We start from the raw sequence: 17041 nt of genomic DNA, 5'->3' as shown, positions 1-17041 counted from the left end.
AAGGGTTGTAACAATTCCCAAATATCGTAAACTAAAGCTAAGAAGAAAGCTTGGGGCAAGGCCTCTCTAGTCAATAAGGAGGAACAACGAAGATGAGTGTAAAACGGTTTTTAGGCGTCATATTGGTTCTGGTTGGCATCGTTGCGTTAATTCAGTATAAATTCGGCGACAAAAGCGCAAGCCTAGATTATGACAGGACTTGGACCTTTGACAATACTGAGCTGAAAGAGCTTACGATCGTTTCCGACAGTATGGGGCTGGATGTGAAGTTCGTGAAGAGTACGGACGGCAGCAATTCGGTTCGCATTACGGGGCGGGCGAAAGAGGATGTTGTAGACGAAGTGAAGAGCACGGATCTTGAAGACGGGCAATTGAAAATCGACCTGAAAGGCAAATGGCGATTTAACCTCTTTGATTTTAGCGCGTTCCGATCGAATAATCAGTCGGTTACGGTAACGCTGACCGATGAGGCGAGGAAGTCGCTTGAAACCTTGAATATTAGCGCGGATTCGGGTTCTCTGAATGCTGCGGGCGCAGCTGCACGGAACGGCACCTTCAAGTCAGACTCGGGCAGCATTAGGCTGGAAGGCTTTGAAGGGGATACGCTGTCGTTGAAATCCGATTCGGGCAGCATCAAACTTAGTGACTATCAGGGCACAGAGCTGTCGATCAAGTCGGACTCCGGCAGCATTCACGGGGAGAACATTCGTGCAGAAGTGAAGGCATCCTCTGATTCCGGCAGCATCACATTTGACCGTCTGAGCGGCACAGCTCAAGTAAGTTCGGATTCGGGCCGGATTGAACTGACGAAGGAAGACAGCACGGGCGCCAATGTGAAGAGCGATTCCGGCAGCGTTAGGATCGAAGTGCCTGCTTCATACAGCGGTACTTATGATTTGAAGTCTGACTCCGGATCGGTGCGTGAACCAGATCAGCACGGAACATCCGGTGAAGTGATCAAGGTACGCACGGACAGCGGCAGCATTCGGGTTGAGCAGAACCAATAAGTGTTGTTAACAGGCCACTCCATAGCGGGGTGGCTTCGTTGTATCTGGCTTGCTGGAAATGGCTGCGGCTTGACAGAGGCGGCGTCGCTTTATAGGATAGTTCTATGACTATCAAACAATCGACTGTTGACGACGACAAGCGGGCACTTGCGTTCAAGGCGCTTTCCGAGAAGAAGCGGATCGAGATCGTCCGTTACTTGCAGGAGCAGCCTGACCATAACAGCTGCGGCGAGATTGCCAGAGCGATGGGAATGGACAAGTCCAACGTAACGTACCATCTGAAGATTATGTACGATGCAGATCTTATCCGCTATGTGCGGGAAGGACAGAATAAGAAAATTTTCTTGGAAGACAATCAATTTAAGGCCATATTGCCAGGTTTCTTGGAGACCCTATAACGGTACCGAGGGCCTTGTTTTTTGGATATATAGTTTGAAAGTTTTAAAACTATCCATCAGATCTGCTTGCTCTCCCCAGTCCGATCGTTTCACAACCTATACATGAAAGCAGGAATCATACCATGATGAACAAATTAATTACGCTGCAATCGCGCCCGCAGGGCTTGCCGACCGATGAGACATTTGCTGTGAAGGAAGCGCCCGTTCGGCAGCCGGAGGAGAATGAGGTTGTCGTCAAATCGATCTATCTGTCCGTTGACCCGTACATGCGCGGCCGAATGAGTGCGGCCAAGTCGTATGTAGAGCCGTACCGGATCGGCGAGGTTATTGAAGGCGGCGGTGTTGGCGAGGTCGTGGAATCACGCTCGGAGCAGTTCAAGCCAGGCGACAAAGTGCTCGGTATGTTGAACTGGCAGCTGTACAGCGTGCACAATGGGAGCCAGCTGCGCAAGGTCGATGATCAAGTGGCGCCGTTGTCGGCTTATCTCGGGGTCATCGGGATGACGGGTCTGACAGCATATTTCGGACTGATGGATATCGGCCGTCCGAAAGCAGGGGAAACGGTTGTCGTCTCGGGAGCTGCAGGCGCGGTCGGTTCGATCGTTGGGCAAATTGCCAAAATCCAAGGCGCGCGCGTCGTCGGTATCGCAGGATCGGAGGAGAAAACGAAGTGGCTGACGGAGCAGCTCGGATTTGACGCGGCGATCAACTACAAAGAGGAAGCCGATCTGTCTGCGGCGGTCGGGCAAGCTTGCCCGCAGGGCGTGGATGTTTACTTCGACAACGTCGGCGGCGCGGTTACCGATGCGGTTATGAACCATCTGAATGATTATGCGCGCATTCCGCTGTGCGGCTCCATCTCGGCTTACAACGATGCGAGTGGCAAAAGCGACATTGGTCCCCGTCCGTATGTGAAGCTGATCAAGACTCGTTCGCTTATGAAGGGCTTCGTGCTCGGCGAGTATATGGATCGCCTGCCTGAGGGAGCTAAGGCGCTCGGCCAATGGCTGTCTGAAGGCAAGCTCCGCTATGAGGAAACGATCTTCGAAGGCTTCGACCGCATGCCGGAGGCATTCATGGAGCTGTTTAACGGTTCTAATATCGGTAAAATGCTCGTGAAGGTCGACTAAGCGCGAATAAACAGAAACGGAATAGCTCGTCTATGAGCATCCACCCCATAACAAAGCCCCATCCGCCTATTCGGTGATGGGGCTTTGTGCATGGTCAGTCAGAAGACAACAAAAAAACCGGCCAGCGGCCGGATTTATCACTAAATATGAAATTGCGCGCAAAGAAACGCTGTGGTATGATTAGAAAACCACTGAGCAATTTATAAAGTTGATCAAAGTTAACCCATCTTATTTACACTTTAATCTTACCATGAGATTTGAAGCCATGTCAAATGTTTTTTGCGAAATTGGGAAGGAGCGTGTTCGGAGTCATGATGAACGAACAGGACTGGAAACAGGAGCAGGAACGGCTCAATCAGGTGACGGAGAAGCTGCAGGCCAGAATCGAGCAGTTGGAGCCGGAAGTTGCTGGACTTCGAGATCAGGCAGGAGAAATCCGCAAACGATTCTGGGAAGAAGTAACGGTCAACACGAGCACGCACGAGGATTTCGAGGAGACGGTCCAGAGCATCAGCCAGCAGGAGGCGCTGTTGTCCGACCGGGAGCGCAGCTATCGGATGCGGCAGCAGCAGTGGCGAAGCGTGAACCGTCTGCTGCCGTCCCCGTACTTCGGCCGCATTGATTTCATAGAGGATGGTCTAGGCATCCGTGAACAGGTCTATATCGGCGTATCCTCCTTCGTTGATTCGGACGGCATGAGCTTCTTGATTTATGACTGGCGGACACCGATCGCGAGCATGTATTACGACCATTCTCCGGGAGCTGCTTCGTACGATACGCCGGGTGGCCGAATTACAGGGGAGATGGAGCTGAAGCGGCAGTACCAGATCCGCGGCGGCAAGCTCCAGCACTTGTTCGATACGAGTGTGACGATAGGTGATGAGCTGCTCCAGCAGGTGCTCGGCAAAGGCGCAGATCCGCAAATGAAGAGCATCGTGGCAACGATTCAGAAGGAGCAAAATGCAATCATTCGCAACGATAACAGCCGGATGCTCATCGTTCAGGGGGCGGCTGGCAGCGGCAAGACGTCAGCGGCGCTTCAGCGGGTTGCTTACTTGCTGTACAAACACCGCGAGCGGCTCAAGGCGGACCAGATCGTGCTGTTCTCGCCGAACCCGATGTTCAACAGCTATGTATCGACCGTCCTTCCCGAGCTTGGCGAGGAAAATATGCAGCAGACGACCTTCCAAGAGTATCTGGAACATGGCATCGGCAAAAAGCTGAAGCTGGAAGATCCGTTCGATCAGATCGAATATGTGCTGACGGAACAGTCCACTAAGGCGTACGAGGCACGGCTGCAGGCGATTGCGTATAAGGCATCGGAAGCGTACCTTCAAGCGCTCCGCAATTATGCAGGCTGGCTCGGACGAGAGGGGATGCGATTCCGCAGCATTCGTCTGCTTGATCGTGATCTGATTACGGCCGAGCAGATGGAAGCCCAATTTTACGGTTATGATCCTTCCATTCGTCTAGCGAATCGCGTTACGCTGCTGCAGGAGTGGCTGCTGAAGCAGCTATCCCAGCTGGAGCCCAAGGAGCGGGAGGCGCTCTGGGTGGATGAGGAGCTTGACTACCTTGATAAAGACCAGTATGCCGCTGCCTATCAGGAGCTGCGGGTAGATCGAAGCATCTTCGAATTCTCGCAAGCGTATGAGAATATCCGCGAGAAGATGAGCAACAAAGTTCGGCGGGACGAAGGGGATTTCGATTATGCCGAGCATGAGGAAGAGCTGCTGCGCAAGATGATTGTGAAGGAGCATTTTGCGCCGCTCAGACGAAGTGTGAAGCGGATGCAGTTCATCGATGCTGAACAGCTGTACACACAGCTGTTCAGCGATAAAGATGCTTATATGGCGATGACCGGCGAGACCGAGCTGCCGGAGCTGTGGCCTCTCATCTGTGAGCAGACGAAGGAGAAGCTGAGCCAGTCCGAGCTGTTCTACGAGGACGCGACACCGTTCCTGTACTTGAAGGAGCTGGTAGAGGGCAACCGGATGAGCACGGAGGTCCGGCATGTGTTCGTCGATGAGGGTCAAGACTACTCGATGTTCCAATATGAGTTTCTCAAAAGGCTGTTCCCGCGCGCCCGCATGACGGTGCTCGGTGACTTCGGGCAGGCAATCTTCACACAGGCAACGGAGCTGCATGGCGCACAATCGCCGCTGATTCGACTATATGGAGAGTCGGAGACGAACCTTATTCGTCTCGTCCGGAGCTACCGTTCCACCCGCGAAATTGTGGAGTTTACGAAGTCGCTGCTTATCGGCGCCCAAGAGATCGTGCCGTTCGACCGGAGTGGGGAGAAGCCGCTCCTCGTGCAGGTAGATTGCGAGGAACAGCTAGCCGAGGAGATTGCAAAGCAGCTGGAGGCGCTTCGAGCGGAAGGCTGCGATTCGATCGCTGTCATCACGAAGACAGCTGCGGAAAGCCGCGATGTCTACGAGCTTCTACAGGCACAGAGCTGCCCGGCACTGCGGCTCATTACGAAGGAGACGCCGACGTTTGAGAAAGGAACGCTCGTCATTCCTGCGTATCTCGCTAAAGGTGTCGAGTTCGACGCGGTGCTCATCTACGATGCCTCCTCGAAGGTGTATGATCGGGAGAGCGAACGCAAGCTTTTCTATACCGCATGTACCCGCGCGATGCATCGGCTTGTGTTGTGCGCAGCAGGAGAATGGACGCCTTTCCTGCAGCAGGTCGATACTTCGCTGTATGAGGTGAAATCACTTAGCCAGTAGAGCATGCAGCATGAAATAGAATCACTTCAATGACGAGGCCAGCCAGGCTAATCTGGCTGGTCTTTTGTATGAACACTGCTATAATGGATGTCAAAAGAAAGGGGCTGCGCCAATTATGTCGCCAAGAAACGTAGAGAGGGACCTTCTGCAGCGGGAGAAAAGAATCAATCATATTCTCGATTCCGCCCTTGAGACCATCGCGGTTAGAGGGATTGGATCGGTAAGCATTAACGATATTGCTGCTGCAGCGGGCATGAGCATCGGCAGCATGTATCACTATTTCAAGTCCAAGAATGAGATCATTAGCGAGATTCTGAGAAGGGGACAGACCGACTACGGGAAGCATGTCACGGGGTTGTCCGTTCAGCAGGGCAGCGCTCAGGACAAGCTCTTCCAGCTATGCGAATCTTGGCTTGCACTAGACAACAGCTGGGCCTACACGATTCTCATTCATACGGCGCGTCTATCCGATGCTTCATCCGAGGAGATTCGACGTGCGGTAACCGAGCGGTTTACGAACAACCTTTGTCCGGTCGCCTCCGTCATGGAACAAGGCCAGCGGGACGGGCATATCGTTAACGGTGACCCGCTGGAGCTGGCCTATTACTTCGTTAGCTTAATCCAAGGTCTGACGCTTCAGCGAATGCCAGGAGCAGAGGTTCCGATCCAAGCAAGGGCAAGTTCGATTGTCTCCTTATTCGCTGCGAAACCGCAATTATAATTATTCCCGAGTAAGCTTATAGAATTTATCAAAAAAATTGATTGACAACAGCTGAAATCGACTGCTACAATTTAGCCATCCACAAACCGAATAAACATTCAAGTTGTGAAAACGGACGTACATAAACAGATCGACTGGACAGCCAGAGATTTGAAACGTTCAACGACAAGGGCATAGGCCCCATTTTTTTAAGATTAATACCGAGTAAACAGGTATGAAAAATAAATTTAAGGCGGAGGCGGCATCTCATGCTGAATATTGAGCGTTTGAACAAAACGTTCGCTGCTCCTGCAGGACCGATTGTCGCGCTAAGCAATATTCGGCTGCAGGTGGAGCAGGGACAATTCATTACCTTTATCGGGCCGAGCGGCTGCGGCAAGAGCACGCTGCTCAAGATTGTAGCCGGCATCGATACGGCTTATGAAGGCAAGGTAGAGCTTAACGGCAAGGCGATTACAGGGCCGGGCGTAGATAAAGGGTTTATTTTTCAAGAGCCGCGCTTGTTCCCTTGGTTGAACGTCGAGAAGAACATCGCTGCGAATTTACCGCTGAACAATCCGCAGATTCGCCGACAGGTCGACGAGTTGATCGAGCTCGTTCGCTTGAAAGGGTTCGAGAAGGCTTATCCGAAGGAGTTGTCTGGCGGGATGGCACAGCGGGTTGCGATCGCAAGAGCGCTGCTGCGGAAACCAGAGATTTTGCTGCTTGATGAGCCATTCGGTGCGCTTGACGCTTTCACCCGGGCCCATCTGCAAGAGGTGCTGCTGGACATCTGGCAGAATAGCAAGACGACGATGCTGTTCGTCACGCATGATCTAGACGAGGCCGTGTTCTTAGGAGAGAAGGTTGTCATTATGAACCCTCGTCCGGGCCACATTCGCAACGTTATCGACATTGATCTTCCGTACCCGCGCAAACGAGTGGGGCACTCCTTCCAGGAGCTTCGTACCCGCGTGCTGAGCGAGTTCGAGAAGGTCGAGCAGCCGCCGCTAGTTGATCAGGGCGCCGGCATTTAATCGGAATGATACTAACTCATGAATTTATAAACGTAAGGGGATGCGTATAAATGAGACAAAGATTTGGCTGGATCGCAATAGTACTTGCATTGGTGTTGGTTGTGGCGGGCTGCGGCAATTCGAATAAAGAAGAGAAGTCCACTGACGATGCAGGCGCGACGACGAACACAGAAGAGGGCGCTTCGAACACACCGGCTTCTTACGACGGCGTAACGGTGAAGATTGGTGTACAAGGCAAAGGCGGCTTGTTCGGCAAGGCGCAGGAGGAGAAATGGTTTGAGGATGCGTTTGGCGAGCTGGGTGCAAAGGTTGAATGGGTAGAGTTCCAGAGTGGTCCTCCAATGATCGAGGCAATGGCTTCGAACCACCTCGATTTCGCGGGCATGGGCAACATGCCGCCGATCTCTGCACAAGCAGCAGGAATTGACTTCACGATCATCTCGCAGCTGCTGGACGGTAAGAACAACGTCGCGATTATCGTGCCGACGGATAGCTCGATCAAGAGCATTGCGGATTTGAAGGGCAAGAAGGTTGCTGTAACGAAAGGCAGCAACGCGTATAACTTCCTCTATCGCGTACTCGATAAGGCCGGCCTTTCGAAGTCGGATATTGAAGAGATTCAATTGCAGCCGGACGAAACACAGCCTTCGTTCGAAGGCGGCAAAGTAGACGCTTGGGCGGTCTGGGACCCGTACATCTCTCTGAATACACTGAGCGGTAAAGCTCGCGTCCTCGCAGATGGCGAGAGCGAAGGCGTTCTGTCTCCGTCGTTCCAATTGGTTCGTAGTGATTTCGCGAAGCAGTATCCGGATCTGGTGACGCTGTACCTGAAGACGTTCGAGAAGGCTCGCCAATGGGAAGCAGGCAACCAGGATGAAGCGTTCCAACGCTATGCGGATGAGCGCAGCATTCCACTTGAGCTGATTAAGGGTATCCAATCCCGTTCCACAATGATCAATATTCCAGTAAGCGATGAAACAATCGCAGATCAGCAGAAGACAGCTGACTTCCAATTGGAGCTGGGCACGATTCGCAAACAGATCAACGTAGCTGACGTATTCGACAATCAATACATCGAAGCGGCGCTTAAATAAGAAGAAGAGGTGCAGCCATGCAGATCATGAGACATAAGCTTATGTTCCGGGCGATTCATCTCCTGATCGGGATGCTCATTCCGCTGGCTGTATTAATCATCTGGCAGATTGCATCGTCGAACGGGTGGGTGAACGCCGTACTTATCCCGCCTCCGAAGGACATCTTGGATGAATTCGGGCGGATGCTCGCCTCGGGCGAGCTGCTGACGAACCTGCGGATTTCCTCGTGGCGGGCAGCACTCGGATTCCTGCTCGGCGGAGGTCTTGGCCTAGTCGCTGGATTATGGGTCGGCTTCTCGCTCAAGGCGGAGCGGCTGCTCGATCCATCCCTGCAGCTGCTGCGGACGCTGCCCCACTTGGCTGTAGCGCCGCTGTTCATTTTATGGTTCGGCTTTGGCGAGACCTCCAAGATTATTCTGATCGCGAAGGGGGCGTTCTTCCCCCTTTATGTGAACACATTCTTGGGCGTTCGCTCGGTCGATCGCAATCTATTCGATGTAGCACGCGTCTTAGAATTCACGAGGTGGCAGACGATTACGAAGCTGATCCTGCCTGCCGCTATGCCTTCCATCTTCCTCGGCATTCGGCTCTCGATTGCGGTAAGCTGGCTTGGGTTAGTGGTAGCGGAGATGATGGGCTCAAGCTCCGGGCTTGGCTATATTATCAACGATGCGAGATCGTTCTCGCTGACTTCCGTTATTTTTGTCGGCATCATCGTGTTCGCGATTGTTGGCAAGGTGACCGATTCATTGGTAAGGCTGGCGGAGAGCAGGCTGCTGCGCTGGCGCGATTCTATAGGTGGGGAGGGGTAAGGCGATGAGTGACGTGACGTTGGTTTCGAAGGCTGGCAAGAAGAAAGCTTCGATCGGCAAGGCGCGGCGCGCAGGGCTGCCGAACTGGCTGTATGGCTGGGTGCTGCCTGTTATCGTGCTTGCCCTATGGGAAGCGGCGTCGGCACTTGGGTTGGTGTCCGACTCGGCGCTTCCAGCACCCTCTAAGATCGCGAAGGCATTCTGGCAGCTCGCTTTGACCGGTGCTTTGGCTGATCATGTCACGAGCAGTGCCATTCGTGCAGGGGGAGGCTTCCTGCTCGGTGGTGCTACCGGCTTGCTGCTCGGCATATTCACGGGACTTGGCAAATGGGCGGAGAAAACACTCGACCCGACGATCCAAATGCTGCGGACAGTTCCGCTGCTGACGCTTATTCCGCTGTTCATTCTATGGTTCGGCGTAGGCGAGTTCTCGAAAGTGCTGCTCATCGCGCTCGGATCGTTCTTCCCGCTGTACTTTCATACGCATCTCGGGGTACGCAGCGCGGACCGCAAGCTGTATGAAGTGACTCGGATTTTGCAATATTCGAAGCTTCATCTATTAACGAAATTGATTATTCCTGCGGCGCTGCCGAACATTCTGCTTGGCATTCGGTTATCGGTCGGCGCTTCCTGGCTGCTGCTGGCGGTGGCTGAGATGATGGGTGCAAGCGCCGGAGTTGGCTATATGATTCAAGATGCGCGTGTGTATGCGCAGACGGATATTGTGTTCGTCGGCATTATTCTATTCGCCTTGGTCGGCAAGCTGTCGGATTCAGTGGTTCGACTGGTAGAGAAGAGATGCCTGCGATGGAATAACAGCTATAAAGGTTAGAGACTAGAAAGCGAGGGGACGAACATGGCTCGACAACGACAAGGCCAGCTTCATCTGGGTGCATTTATTTATTTTACTGGACATCATCACGCTGGATGGCGTCATCCGGCATCGGGCGTGGAGCAGATGTTCGACATTGAATGGTATAAAAAAATAGCGCAGTCCGCGGAGCGAGGCAAGTTCGATATGATCTTCTTCGCTGACCTGCTGCACTTGATCTACCCAAGCCGGGCTGCCGCAGGCATGCTGGACCCGGTAGCGCTGCTGTCATCGCTGGCGATGGTAACGGACAAAATCGGCCTTACGGCCACGTTGTCCACTACCTACAACGAACCCTACAACGCGGCGCGCCGCTTTGCTACGCTCGATCACCTGAGCAAAGGACGCGCGGGCTGGAATATCGTTACGTCCCAAGTAGACACGGAAGCGCACAACTTCGGTAGAGAGAAGCATCCTGCGCATGGAACGCGTTACGAGATGGCGAAGGAATTCGTCGACGTCGTAACGGCGCTGTGGGACAGCTGGCCGCAGGAGTCGCTCGTGATGGATCGGGCATCGGGCTCATTCACCGACGAATCCAAACTCCGTAAAGCGGATTACAGTGGGCAGTGGTATTCCACGAAGCAAGGGCTGCTGAATGTGCCGCGTCCGCCGCAAGGCTACCCGGTGCTCATTCAAGCGGGCTCTTCTGGACCGGGGCAGGATTTCGCCGCAAGCGTCGGCGAGGTGATCTTCACGGCACAGACATCACTGACTGCTGCGCAGGAATTCTATCGCACGGTCAACGAGAAGCTGGTTGCGGGTGGCCGCGAGCGGGGCAGTCTGCATATCATGCCAGGTCTGTCGCCGATTCTCGGATCGACGGTAGAAGAAGCTCGCCGCAAGGAGCGGGAGCTGCTTGATCTGATTGACCCGCAGGAAGCGGTCATGATGGTATCGGGCATGCTTCAGACGGACCTTAGCGCATACCCAGCCGATGGGCCGCTGCCGGACATTCCAGACCCAGTCGAAGCAAGCAATGGCATGAAGAGCCGCGTGCAGCTCATTATGGACCTTGCGCGCAAGGACAACTTGTCCATTATCGAGCTTGGACGTCGACTGCTCGGAGCGCGCGGTCACATGCAATTCGTTGGTACGCCAGAGCAGCTTGCTGACCTGATGGAAGAGTGGTTCGACGGCTACGGCTGCGACGGCTTCAACATCATGCCGCCGGTACTGCCAGGCGACCTCGACGATTTCGTTGACCAAGTTGTGCCCGTCCTGCAGCGCCGCGGTCTGTACCGCGAGGAATACGAAGGCTCGACGCTTCGTGAGCATCTCGGCCTCTCGAATCCTTCGATTGACCACTTCAAGAAGCTGGCTTCGCTTCACCAGTAAGGAACAGGAACAAGCCTCATTCACCGATAAGGCGGAATGGGGTTTTGTTTATGTTTAATGCAATTGTACGGATTGGTTAATAGCGGATCCTTCTGTGTTCTGGCCTAACAGTCGGTGGAACAAGAACTTCGCCATCTTGAACTTGTTACCCGAATCCCAATACTCTGCTGCATCGGCCGTTACTCGGATCAGCACGAGATTCGGATCATCGTAGTTGGTCTCCAACATCTTCTCGTAGACGGGATTCCAGAATTGCTTGATCTTCTCGACGCTCTCCACAAGCTCGGCTTCGCCGCGGATGGAGACGAATGAATGTCCTGCGTAAGCAACATTCACCTGTTTGTTATGGAGCAGCTCATGGAACTTGCTCGTATCCTTCTTCGTTAAGAACCATAATGTACCATCAAAGTCGGCGTCCTGCGTCTTCATGGGACGAGACACTAACCCTTCCTCCGAGGAGGTGGTCAGCATGGCGATTTCAATGTCTTTAATCAATTTATGCACGGTCTCGACGGCTTCTTGGTGATCGGAGAGAGCATCCATCGTTATCATTCTCCTTGGCTGGCATGTAGTCATTCGCGACTAGTATGTCCAAGCCCTCGACGGTCTACATGCCAATCTATTCACTAAGGTGACTCCACCGGCGACATTTAGAGGCCCCATCCACAATAATGTAGGATGGGGCTTCATTTTAGGCTGATACGGGCTTCGAGTTACGCTCTCTGTGCCTGACTGCCGGGCGAGTCCGGACGTACAGGGCAATAGTCGCTATAACGAACACGAGTGCGATGACCTCGACAAGCGTAGAGCTCACTTGATTCCATCGGCCAATCAGAATCAGAAACCCAGGTATTGTAGCGGTAAACAAGGCTTCAAATAAAGTGACCCAGCCTGTGAAGGCTGCAATCTCTTTGTTCAAGGCGAGCAGCAAGAAGAACAGCGTCCATAGGAAGGCCCACATCAGCCAGATGATGCCGAACTTCACATCATCGAATTGTATGAAGCTCATAGCCGCATAAGCGAGCGCAAGAACGGCAACCCATAAGGAGAACCATCCGATGCCTGATGCGCTGAAATTCGTAAGGTTCGATATGCCCACGAATAAGAAGGTCAGTCCGAACAGGAATACGCCTGAAGCGTTGAATATCGTCCACTGGTCGCCACCGGCTGTGAAGATGACATAGAACGGCGTGATGATTTGAATGGCGCCAATAAATATATTGAATAGGCCAGCACTCTTATTATCCACATGCCCTAGCAGCATCAACGCGTTGAGAAATAGGACAGCGCCGCATAGCATAAGACCAACCGTTTGCATGTTGTAATTCCTCCTGAATCCCTATCGATTATTGGACTAATACTTGAGCGGCGAGTTGGGCTTCCTTCTCCCGGACAAGCGGAATGACTTGATCCCCGAATGCTTGAATTTCCTCATCATAGTGAAGGAAGCCGGTCAGAATAAGGTCGACGCCGATTTTCTTCAGCTCAATGATTCGTTCCGCGACTTGTTCGGCAGTTCCGATTAATCCTGTTTTGAAGCCGTCGTTATATTGCACCAGATCGTTGTAATTGGAGTTAGCCCACATGCCTTCCTGCTCGGGAGACGCTTTGCCGGCGAACTGGACTTGGCTTCGGAAGCCTTCCACTGCTTCAGGATCGGAATGAGCGATAATGTCCCGCAGCACTTGTCTAGCCTCTTCCTCTGTGTCCCGAACGATAATGAATGCATTCACACCGAATTGAATGCTGCGGTTATTGGCAGCGGCGAGCGCCTTCACTTCTTCAATCTGTTTCTTGAACCCGTCGATTGTGTTGCCGTTCATGAAATACCAATCCGATACACGGGAAGCCATCTGCCGGGCAGCAGAGGAGTTGCCCCCTTGGAAGACCGGCGGTGTGGCAATAGGCTTCGGCTTCAACGGCGCGTTATTCAGGCGGTAGAAGTCGCCGCGGAAGTTCGTTTCGTCTTGCGTCCATAGATCGCGCAGCACGCGAATGAATTCCTCCGATCTCCGATAGCGCTCATCGTGATCGAGCCATGGTTCGCCGTAGCTCTGGAACTCCCCCTTAAACCATCCGCTTACAATGTTGACGGCAACGCGACCGTGACTGATTTGATCGATCGTGGATAGCATTTTGGCAACCGTACCGGGATGCCATAGCCCGGGCAGCACTGCAGCGATTAAATTGATTTTGGAAGTGACGGTCGCTAGGGCGGAAGCTAATGCGATAGCCTCCAGTTGATTTTCGGCACCGTAGCTTGCAATAAACCTCGTCTGCAGCAGAGCATACTCGAAGCCTGCTTCTTCGGCGATTTGTGCATATTTGGCATTGTCTTCAAACGACCACCCTGTGCGCTGAGGAATCTTGGAAATGACCAGTCCTCCGCTGACATTGGGTACCCAGTAAGCAAATTTTAATGACATACCTATCTCTCCTTTAAGAATGGATTTATATCAAGAGGCAAGCCCCGTGATCATGAAGAAGGCACAAAGGCACCTCGCGGAGTTGAACTCCGAAGAGGTGCCTTTAGTGGACTAAACGGCGTGATTTGATTTTGATCGGATTTTTGTGCGATTCGCGCAAACTTGTATATTCCGATAAATTTTATAAGAATTTGTACCCCCATTATGATCGAAAAGGTAAACGGGTTACAACAATCGGTTTGTTGAATATTGACGTGAATCCAACAATAATGAACTCGTTTGTTGTAGATCGATGAAATAAACTTATGAAATGATTTGTTGTGTGGGGCAAGCCGCTGGGAGAACAGGGAAGCCGGAGTCGTTTGGCGGTGTTGGTTATCCAACAAAGATGGTTTGATTGTCGGTTATTCATCTTGTCTGTAGAGGGCCTCTGCATGGCTATGGAGCAAGCAGGGAATGATGTAACGTCATCACGTTGCAGAGGAGAGTAGAATAGCGATGGATTTCAAAAATGTAACGGTAGCCGGCAGCGGCGTTCTTGGCAGTCAGATTGCGTACCAGACGGCGTTTCATGGCTTCAAGGTTACGGTCTACGATATTAATGACGAGGCACTCGATAAAGCGAAGGACCGCATCACGAAGCTGAAGCCGCGGTATCAAGCGGATCTAGGGGCGACGCAGCAAGAGGTCGATGCCGCATACGAGCGGCTGTCGTTCAACAGCGATCTGGCTGCGGCTGCAGCCGACGCCGATCTCATCATCGAGGCAATACCGGAGGTCGTGCCGATTAAGACCGACTTCTATCAGCAGTTAGGACCTATCGCGCCCGCGAAGACGGTGTTCGCAACGAACTCCTCGACGCTGCTGCCTAGCCAATTCGCTGAAGCGACGGGGCGGCCGAGCCAGTTCCTGGCGCTGCATTTTGCCAATGAGATCTGGAAGAACAACACGGCGGAGATTATGAAGCATCCGGGCACTGATTCGAAGGTGTTCGAGGACGTCATCGCGTTCGCTCGCGCGATCGGAATGGTGGCGCTGCCGCTGCAGAAGGAGCAGCCGGGCTACATTCTGAACTCGCTGCTCGTTCCGTTTCTGGATGCGGGCCAGAAGCTGCTGGTGAGAGGCATTGCCGATCCCGAGACGATCGATAAGACGTGGATGGTCGCAACGGGAGCGCCGCGCGGACCGTTCGCTATTCTCGACATCGTTGGCATCACGACCGCCTACAATATCGGCAATGCGAAGGCGGAAGCGACGGGCGATCCTGAGATGAAGAAGGTCGCGGAGCTGCTGAAGACGGAGTATATCGATAAAGGCAAGCTGGGCGTTGCAACGGGAGAGGGTTTCTACAAGTATCCGAATCCGAGCTATCTGAGCCCTGATTTTCTGAAAAGCTAATCGATGCGTCGATCATTAAGGGGCTTTCTCGCAGCTGGTTCAGCCATGTAGTCGGTTAAAAACCTGATTCGTGCGAATACTATTCCTTGGTTCAGATTGGCATTACGAATGAGAGGGAGAGTATACGATGACAGAACAGAAAGGCAAAGTCTTTATCATCACGGGCGGGGCCAGTGGGATTGGCAAAGAAACCGCGCTGAAGTTGGCGGTTCAAGGGGCGACGCTTGTCATTGCCGACTATAACGATACTGCTGCAGAGCAGCTTGTCTCGGAGCTTGAAGCATCGAATGTCACGGCTGGCGCTTATAAAGTGGATGTCTCCAAAGGAGACGAGGTCAAGGCACTCATCGATTGGACGGTCCAGAAGTATGGTACGCTAAGCGGTATTTTCAATAACGCAGGTATCGGCTTAGTGAAGCCGTTCCTAGAGATGGACCCTGCGTCCTACCACCGTGTCATTGACGTGGATCAGCACAGCGTCTATTACGGCATGTATTATGCGGCGAAAAAGATGGTCGAGCTCGGCGTAGCCGGCACGATCGTCAACACGGCTTCGATTTATGGCACGATGGCGGCGGTCGGCAGCTTCAACTACAACGCCGCGAAGGCTGCCGTCGTCATGATGACGAAGTCCGGCGCGCTGGAGCTTGCCGAGCATAACATTCGCGTCGTCGCAGTCGCTCCTGGCTTCATCAACACGCCGATTCTCGGCAATGATGATTCAATTAAGAATCATCTTGGCTCCCTGCATATGCGGGGCAGAATTATTCAGCCGGAGCAGGTAGCGAGCGTCGTAGCTTTCCTGTTCAGCGACGCGGCCAGCGCCATTAACGGTCAGACGATTCCGGTGGACGACGGTTATCTGAGCTTTAAGACGAAGCAAGGCTAATAGATATATATGAGAAGCCCTTCGATCGCGAACTTGCGGCGAAGGGCTTTTGTAGTTTAGAAATAAGCAAGAAATGGTATAGTGAGATCAAACGGAAGATCCACGAAAGGGGTAAAGGCGATGACAACCTTGAATGAAATACCGAACGTGAAAGCCGAAATGATGATTCGTAAGCCAGTGGCAGAGGTGTTCGAGGCATTCATCGATCCGTCCATTACGACGAAGTTCTGGTTCACGAAGAGCAGCGGGCGGCTAGAAGAGGGAAGTGATATTCGTTGGGAGTGGGAGATGTACGGTGTTTCGGACGAATTGCATGTGTTAGCAGTCGAGCGCAATGAGCGAATCCGAATTCAATGGTCGGATCGCATAGAGACGGAGTGGAATTTCACATCGCGATCGGACAACGAAACGATGGTGGAGATCACAACCTCCGGTTATACGGGCAGCGGGGACGAAATCGTTGGTCGGGCTATCGGCGACATGGGCGGGTATACGATTGTGCTCTGCGGCGCAAAAGCTTATCTGGAGCACGGCATCGTGCTCAATCTTGTGGCGGACAAAGCTCCGTATGCGAATGTGAATTGAACCAACAGCATCTGAGCTTGAGGCAAAATAAAAAGCACTCACGCGAAATGCGTAAGTGCTTCGTCAGTCCTGCACTTCAGACTAATGTTACCAGCAGGTCCTTCAGCTGTCCGCGCTGTTCAGCCGACAGCTTCTCCATGAGCTTTTCCGCTATTTCGGCACTGACGGACCGGATCGTCTTGATATGGGGCTTGGCCATATCGGTTAGCGACAGGATCGTTGCTCGTCGGTCGGTAGGATCTATCGAACGCTGAATCAGCCCATTGCGCTCTAATGCATTAACGAAATCCGTAATTGTACGTGGCTTTAGCTCTAGCTTGGCCGCTAACTCATTCATGCGAATGCGCTCAGCTTTCCAGACTTCCATCATGAGACGCAGACGCGGGCCGGAAATTGGGATAGGCAGGTTTAGTGCGGCCAACTGCTTCTCGAATTCAAATTTCAATATGCGGGCAGTCGTGACTAATAAGTAAAATATATCAGCGGACTCTTCATCCGGTTGATTGTATGTAGATGCATGCATTCGTTCGACGGCCTCCCTCCACAGTAAGTATAACCTTATCTTACCTCATCCTAGCTCTTTTTGAATCGAATGTTCTGTGTTGACGTTCCGCCAAT

At 52.8% G+C, this 17041-nt stretch carries 17 protein-coding genes; 13 read left to right on the top strand and 4 right to left on the bottom strand.

What is annotated here, in order from left to right; translation table 11 throughout:
- Positions 1-92 precede the first annotated feature (92 nt).
- The 10 genes from DFQ01_RS02160 to DFQ01_RS02115 all read left to right on the top strand — a co-directional run bounded on the left by DFQ01_RS02160 (position 93) and on the right by DFQ01_RS02115 (position 11125).
- Positions 93-1007, top strand: coding sequence for a DUF4097 family beta strand repeat-containing protein (locus tag DFQ01_RS02160; RefSeq protein ID WP_110042229.1), 915 nt, complete (start codon positions 93-95; stop codon positions 1005-1007).
- Positions 1008-1111: 104 nt separating this feature from the next.
- Positions 1112-1405 (top strand): ArsR/SmtB family transcription factor, encoded by a 294-nt coding sequence (locus DFQ01_RS02155; RefSeq protein ID WP_110042228.1) that lies wholly within the window; start codon positions 1112-1114, stop codon positions 1403-1405.
- A 122-nt stretch (positions 1406-1527) separates the two neighbouring features.
- Positions 1528-2535 carry an NADP-dependent oxidoreductase gene (locus tag DFQ01_RS02150; protein ID WP_110042227.1) on the top strand — a complete coding sequence of 336 codons (1008 nt, stop codon included), beginning with the start codon at positions 1528-1530 and terminating at the stop codon, positions 2533-2535.
- 314 nt (positions 2536-2849) lie between these two features.
- Complete coding sequence (gene helD, locus DFQ01_RS02145) at positions 2850-5273, top strand: RNA polymerase recycling motor HelD (RefSeq protein WP_110042378.1); 2424 nt, start codon at positions 2850-2852, stop codon at positions 5271-5273.
- A gap of 115 nt (positions 5274-5388) precedes the next feature.
- Positions 5389-5994, top strand: a complete 606-nt coding sequence (locus DFQ01_RS02140) for a TetR/AcrR family transcriptional regulator (RefSeq protein ID WP_110042226.1) — start codon at positions 5389-5391, stop codon at positions 5992-5994.
- Between the two features lie 248 nt (positions 5995-6242).
- On the top strand, positions 6243-7010 hold the full coding sequence (locus tag DFQ01_RS02135; protein WP_110042225.1) for an ABC transporter ATP-binding protein: 768 nt from the start codon (positions 6243-6245) through the stop codon (positions 7008-7010).
- 50 nt (positions 7011-7060) lie between these two features.
- Positions 7061-8104 carry an aliphatic sulfonate ABC transporter substrate-binding protein gene (locus DFQ01_RS02130; protein ID WP_110042224.1) on the top strand — a complete coding sequence of 348 codons (1044 nt, stop codon included), beginning with the start codon at positions 7061-7063 and terminating at the stop codon, positions 8102-8104.
- A 17-nt stretch (positions 8105-8121) separates the two neighbouring features.
- On the top strand, positions 8122-8916 hold the full coding sequence (locus DFQ01_RS02125) for an ABC transporter permease (RefSeq protein WP_110042223.1): 795 nt from the start codon (positions 8122-8124) through the stop codon (positions 8914-8916).
- Between the two features lie 4 nt (positions 8917-8920).
- A complete protein-coding gene (locus DFQ01_RS02120; RefSeq protein ID WP_110042222.1) occupies positions 8921-9748 on the top strand; it encodes an ABC transporter permease in 828 nt (275 codons plus the stop codon).
- Between the two features lie 24 nt (positions 9749-9772).
- Positions 9773-11125 carry an LLM class flavin-dependent oxidoreductase gene (locus DFQ01_RS02115; protein ID WP_110042221.1) on the top strand — a complete coding sequence of 451 codons (1353 nt, stop codon included), beginning with the start codon at positions 9773-9775 and terminating at the stop codon, positions 11123-11125.
- A 54-nt stretch (positions 11126-11179) separates the two neighbouring features.
- Here DFQ01_RS02115 and DFQ01_RS02110 read toward each other — a convergent pair whose 3' ends face one another.
- From DFQ01_RS02110 to sfnG, 3 genes are all read right to left on the bottom strand, one after another.
- Positions 11180-11668 carry a pyridoxamine 5'-phosphate oxidase family protein gene (locus DFQ01_RS02110; RefSeq protein ID WP_110042220.1) on the bottom strand — a complete coding sequence of 163 codons (489 nt, stop codon included), beginning with the start codon at positions 11666-11668 and terminating at the stop codon, positions 11180-11182.
- Positions 11669-11816: 148 nt separating this feature from the next.
- A complete protein-coding gene (locus DFQ01_RS02105; RefSeq protein WP_110042219.1) occupies positions 11817-12443 on the bottom strand; it encodes an AmiS/UreI family transporter in 627 nt (208 codons plus the stop codon).
- A 28-nt stretch (positions 12444-12471) separates the two neighbouring features.
- Positions 12472-13551, bottom strand: a complete 1080-nt coding sequence (sfnG, locus tag DFQ01_RS02100) for a dimethylsulfone monooxygenase SfnG (RefSeq protein ID WP_110042218.1) — start codon at positions 13549-13551, stop codon at positions 12472-12474.
- A gap of 498 nt (positions 13552-14049) precedes the next feature.
- On the opposite strand from sfnG, the gene DFQ01_RS02095 reads away from it, so the two are divergent.
- From DFQ01_RS02095 to DFQ01_RS02085, 3 genes are all read left to right on the top strand, one after another.
- Positions 14050-14949, top strand: coding sequence for a 3-hydroxyacyl-CoA dehydrogenase (locus DFQ01_RS02095; protein WP_110042217.1), 900 nt, complete (start codon positions 14050-14052; stop codon positions 14947-14949).
- Between the two features lie 127 nt (positions 14950-15076).
- Entirely contained in the window at positions 15077-15838 is a 762-nt protein-coding gene (locus DFQ01_RS02090) for an SDR family NAD(P)-dependent oxidoreductase (protein WP_110042216.1), read from the top strand.
- Between the two features lie 120 nt (positions 15839-15958).
- The gene (locus DFQ01_RS02085; protein WP_110042215.1) at positions 15959-16423 is read left to right on the top strand and encodes an SRPBCC family protein; all 465 of its coding nucleotides are present in this window, start codon (positions 15959-15961) and stop codon (positions 16421-16423) included.
- Between the two features lie 76 nt (positions 16424-16499).
- Here the strand turns inward: DFQ01_RS02085 and DFQ01_RS02080 are convergent, their stop codons facing one another.
- Positions 16500-16946, bottom strand: a complete 447-nt coding sequence (locus DFQ01_RS02080) for a MarR family winged helix-turn-helix transcriptional regulator (protein ID WP_110042214.1) — start codon at positions 16944-16946, stop codon at positions 16500-16502.
- Between the last annotated feature and the right edge of the window lie 95 nt (positions 16947-17041).

Source organism: Paenibacillus cellulosilyticus (genome assembly GCF_003182255.1).
In the GTDB taxonomy this organism is placed as follows: Bacteria; Bacillota; Bacilli; order Paenibacillales; family Paenibacillaceae; genus Paenibacillus_T; species Paenibacillus_T cellulosilyticus.
The sequence above is the reverse complement of the archived record's forward strand: the minus strand, read 5'-3'. Positions and strand labels throughout refer to the sequence as shown.